General features: G+C 40.0%; 4 protein-coding genes. 1 reads left to right on the forward strand and 3 read right to left on the reverse strand.

Annotated elements, in window-relative coordinates; all coding sequences use genetic code 11:
- A partial coding sequence (locus AC1DUW_RS20945; RefSeq protein WP_477643358.1) for an IclR family transcriptional regulator domain-containing protein occupies positions 1-548 on the forward strand: 548 nt, incomplete at its 5' end.
- Between the two features lie 69 nt (positions 549-617).
- On the opposite strand, the gene AC1DUW_RS20950 is transcribed toward AC1DUW_RS20945, so the two are convergent.
- The 3 genes from AC1DUW_RS20950 to AC1DUW_RS20960 all read right to left on the reverse strand — a co-directional run.
- Complete coding sequence (locus AC1DUW_RS20950) at positions 618-797, reverse strand: YjzC family protein (RefSeq protein WP_053344981.1); 180 nt, start codon at positions 795-797, stop codon at positions 618-620.
- A gap of 153 nt (positions 798-950) precedes the next feature.
- Positions 951-1,910 carry an ornithine carbamoyltransferase gene (gene argF / locus AC1DUW_RS20955; RefSeq protein WP_053344980.1) on the reverse strand — a complete coding sequence of 320 codons (960 nt, stop codon included), beginning with the start codon at positions 1,908-1,910 and terminating at the stop codon, positions 951-953.
- The coding region (locus AC1DUW_RS20960; RefSeq protein WP_477643359.1) for a carbamoyl phosphate synthase large subunit at positions 1,907-4,942 on the reverse strand (3,036 nt) is incomplete at its 5' end. The genes AC1DUW_RS20960 and argF, both read right to left, overlap by 4 nt.

A 4,942-nucleotide genomic window follows, 5' to 3' on the forward strand; every position in this document is an offset into this window, starting at 1 on the left:
GGAGCAAACTAATTCAATATGGTATGGCAGCTATAGGGAATGAGGACGTCACAAGCCGAATTACTCCTTATTTACAGGAAATCAGCCATCATACCTCCTGCACGGTGTTATTTTCCGTTTGGACATACGATGGACCAATCACAGCAAAGATATGGAATTCCAATCAAAACTTAAATATTGGGGCCCAGCTAGGCACGCGCCTTCCCCCATCTTCTTCTTCCGGCAAAGTATTCACTGTATTCCAGGATTCTTCCATAACGGCAGACTGGATAGAAAAAGATAATAATGTTTCCGCGGCCTTCCTTAGAGGAACTAAGGAATATCAAGCGATACAGAAATACAAAATTGCTTTTGCAAAAGAGCCTTTAGTACCTTCTGTTTCTTCCATGTCCATTCCGATTTTTAATTATAATGCAGAATTATTGGGAGCGATTACTGCTGTTGGCTTCACTGAAAGTATACCGGATCATTATGAAGATCCCTTAAGCCAATATTTAAGAAAGAGTTTTTTAGAAATCTCGAATATTTTCGGTTATTCTGAAGAATAGGATAGGTTATTTCCCATAAAAAAAGCAGGAAAAGGAAGTGAATTGTCCCTTTTCCTGCTTTTTATTTTATTATGGCTTTCGCTGATAGGTCCATATCCTGTTATGATTTGAAGTTTCAGGAAAAGTATCTCCTGCTTCTAGCTTTACCTTTTTCGGATTTAATACCGTGCTACCCGTTTCACCGATTTCTACGTAAGCCCCATTATTAGGTGCCTTCTGACCTGGCTTAAATTGACGATTTTGCCCCATAGATTTCACCCCTTTACATGCTTTCCATTTTATTATTACCGGGTTCACTTCTTTCATGTCTGAAAAATTCAGGGCAAAAAGGAAATTAGTCCATGGGAAATAAATCGTATTGATAAAAAAAAAGCGTCTGCTCTTTAGAGTAGACGCTTTTTTTTAAGACATTAAATCCACAAGAACCGCCTTTTGAGCATGGAGACGATTTCCAGCTTGGTGGAAAACGACGGAATTCGGTCCATCGATGACTTCAGCGGTTACCTCTTCTTCTCTGTGTGCAGGCAAGCAATGCATAAATATATAATTATCCTTTGCATACTTTACAAGTTCACTATTGATTTGATAATCCTTAAACGCCTCTAAACGGATACTATTTTCGATTTCCTGCCCCATAGAGGTCCATACATCAGAATAGACGATATCTGCATCCTTAATAGCTTCAACTGCTGAATTCGTCACAACAATTTCACATCCATTTTCCTTTGCCACTTTTTGAGCATAGGCGACAACATCTACATCAGGTTTATAGTTATCTGGGCATCCAATAGAAAAATCCATACCCATTTTTGCACAGCCAACCATCAATGATTGTGCCACATTGTTACCATCACCGATGTAGCTCATTTTCAAGCCTTTTAATTGTCCTTTTAACTCTATAATTGTCAAGAAATCCGCCATCACCTGGCAAGGATGGGCAAGATCTGTTAGCCCATTGATGACTGGAATAGAAGCATTTTCAGACAATTCCATAATTTTTTCATGCTCGAAGGTACGAATCATGATGCCATCAATATATTCGGAAAGGACTTTGGCCGTATCGGAAATAGATTCTCCACGTCCGATTTGCAAATCATTACCACTTAAGAACAAAGCGTGCCCGCCAAGCTGCATCATGCCCACTTCAAAAGACACGCGGGTACGGGTGGAGGATTTTTCAAAAATCATCCCCAGCGTTTTCCCTTTTAAAGGCGTATATTCCTCGCCCGCTTGTAATTTGGCTTTAATGGTCTGCGCTAGCTTTAACAGATCTGCAATGGCCGTGGGTGTAGACTCCTTCATGGTCAAAAAATCCTTCCCGTTTAAAATCTTCGCTTGTGTCGGTGCCGTTAGTGAACTCATACGTGTGACACTCCTTTCGAATATGTTACAATCCATTCCTGCAGCGCGGTAACGCCTGGATCAGCATTTTCTAACGATTGAAGATAGGCTTTAAAAGTCTCTTCTTCTGTAAATGCTAGAAGTCGATATTTTGCAGCCAATAATCTTAGCTTCTTATCTTCTTCTGTAGTTCCATAAGCTAAAACAACAGCTGCATTTCCTTCATTAAGCCATTTGTCAAAATCGGAATCCGTCAATGTCAACCCAGCTTCATTGATTAGTACAAGCAATTCTTCACTTAATTGGACTGATTCGGATTGATACACACCTGAAGTATGTTTAGCCTTTTGAGCATGAAATACTTTTGTTAATGCTTCTGTCATCGTTTTTCCGATAGCGATGCCTTCACCAGTTGATTTCATTTCCGGCCCTACTTTTGAATCAAGTCCGCTTAGTGCAAACGTTGAGAATACTGGATATTTTACAACTGAATACGGAATTTCTTCCATTAACCCTGTTTTTTCGAACACATTCGACAACGAGTATTTCCCAAGCAATATTTTTGTCGCAATCTGTACTAAAGAAACATTAGTGATTTTACTGATGATTGGAATCGTCCGGCTAGCACGCGGGTTTACTTCCAAAACATATACGTCATTGCCTTCAATCACAAATTGGATGTTCATAAGACCTTTATAACCAAGCTCTACTACTAACTTTTGTGCAAAAATAGTCATTTTATTTTTGATATCCTCTGATAAGGATTGAGCTGGTAGTAATGCCATGCTATCTCCCGAATGGACGCCTGCTTTTTCTACATGTTCAGCAATAATTGGAATATAAATCTCATTGCCATCCGCAATCAAATCGATTTCCGCTTCTTTACCTGGAATATAAGAATCGATTAACACAGGAAATACAAGTGCCGTTCCATTTTCAATTCTATTCAGTAAGCTTTTCTTCGACCGGATAATTTCCATCCCCTGACCACCAATTACATAGGATGGGCGTAATAGAACTGGGAAGCCAATCGCCTCAGCACACTCAATTAATTGCTCTGCACTATTGGCCATCGAACCCGGCACATGTGGAATCTCCAGCTTTTGCAGAAGCTGATAAAAGCGATCGCGATCTTCTAGTTGGTCAAGCGTATCAAATGAGGTACCCAATAAATTAATTCCGTAATCTTCCAGTCCCTTTGCCAGATTTATGGCTGTCTGTCCGCCAAATTGGACAATTACATCCTCAATATCTTCCGCTTCTATAACATTCAGTACATATTCCAAGGTTAATGGCTCGAAATAAAGACGATCTGCTGTTGCGAAATCCGTACTTACCGTTTCTGGGTTATTATTAATCATGATCGTTTCAACATTTTCATCCTGAAGTGCATAAACACCATGAACGGAACAGTAATCGAATTCAATTCCCTGTCCGATTCGGATTGGGCCACTGCCAATCATCAATACTTTCTTTTTATCTGTTTTTTTCTGTTCGTTCTCTCCAAAATATGTTGAATAATGATAATTCGTATGTGATTCAAATTCAGCTGCACATGTATCAACCGTTTTGTAAACGGCGGTAATGCCTAGTGATTTACGGTGTGCTCTCACTTCGATTTCACTTACTTTCCATACGGAGGCAAGATAACGGTCAGAGAAGCCCTTTTCCTTGTACAGCTGCAGTTCTTCTTTGGTGACCAAATCGATTGTCTTAGCAGTGATTTCATTTTCTTTCTCGATCAGCGAAGCAAAAGATTGAAGGAAGAAATAATCAATGATGGTTGCTTTATGGATTTCTTCAACTGTCACACCTTTACGAAGCATTTCAAAAATGACAAAAATGCGTTCGTCAGATTTTTCAGCGAGCTTTTCCCAAAGTTCTGGAACAGTTTTATCTTTTAATGATAAAAGTTGCAGTCCATTCGTTTTTAATTCTAATGAATCGATAGCTTTTTGGACTCCACCTTCAAAGCTACGGTGTAATGCCATAACTTCGCCTGTCGCCTTCATCTGAGTTCCTAATTTGCGGTGGGCAGTCGTGAATTTATCGAATGGCCACCGTGGAAATTTTACTGCTACATAATCAAGAGCAGGTTCGAAGCTTGAATAAGTACTCTTCGTTACAGGATTGATAAGTTCAGATAAATGATAGCCGATAGCAAGTTTTGCAGCGATGCGTGCAATCGGATAACCGGTTGCTTTGGATGCTAATGCCGATGAACGGCTAACACGTGGATTTACTTCTATTAAATAGTACTGTTTGCTATTCGGATCAAGTGCAAATTGAATGTTACAGCCGCCAATGATACCTAAAGCAGAGATAATTTTTATAGAGGCCGCACGTAACATTTGAAACTCATCATCAGATAAGGTCTGAGATGGAGCTACAACAATGGAATCACCTGTATGAATACCGACAGGATCGATATTTTCCATATTACAGATGGTAATGCATGTATTGTTTCCATCGCGCATAACCTCATATTCGACTTCTTTATACCCTGCTATACTTCTTTCAATCAAGCACTGTGTAATCGGGCTTTCTTGAAGTCCGCCTCGTACAAGTTCCTTGAATGTCTCCATGGTCTCAGCAATCCCTCCGCCAGTACCTCCAAGTGTATAGGCAGGACGAACGATTATGGGGAAACCAATTTTGTCGGCGAAAGCTTGCGCCTCTTCTAAAGTATGGACAATTGTACTGTCAGGAACAGGTTCATCAATTTCAAACATTAGTTCACGAAACAGTTCACGATCTTCTCCTTTTTTGATGGAGTCTATTGGTGTTCCTAATAGTTTGACATTATATTTTTCAAGCACTCCTGCATCATCCAATTGATAAGCAAGATTCAATCCAGTTTGCCCCCCTAATGTAGCAAGCAGGCCATCCGGCTTTTCTTTAGCAATGATTTTTTCCAGTACATCTACTGTTAAAGGTTCGAAATAGACAGCATCCGCGTTCATATCATCCGTCATAATCGTTGCCGGATTGTTGTTAACCAGGATGACTTTATATCCTTCCTCTTTTAAAGCGAGGCAGGCCTGTGTACCCTG

The organism is Peribacillus sp. P4_C12, assembly GCF_056402095.1.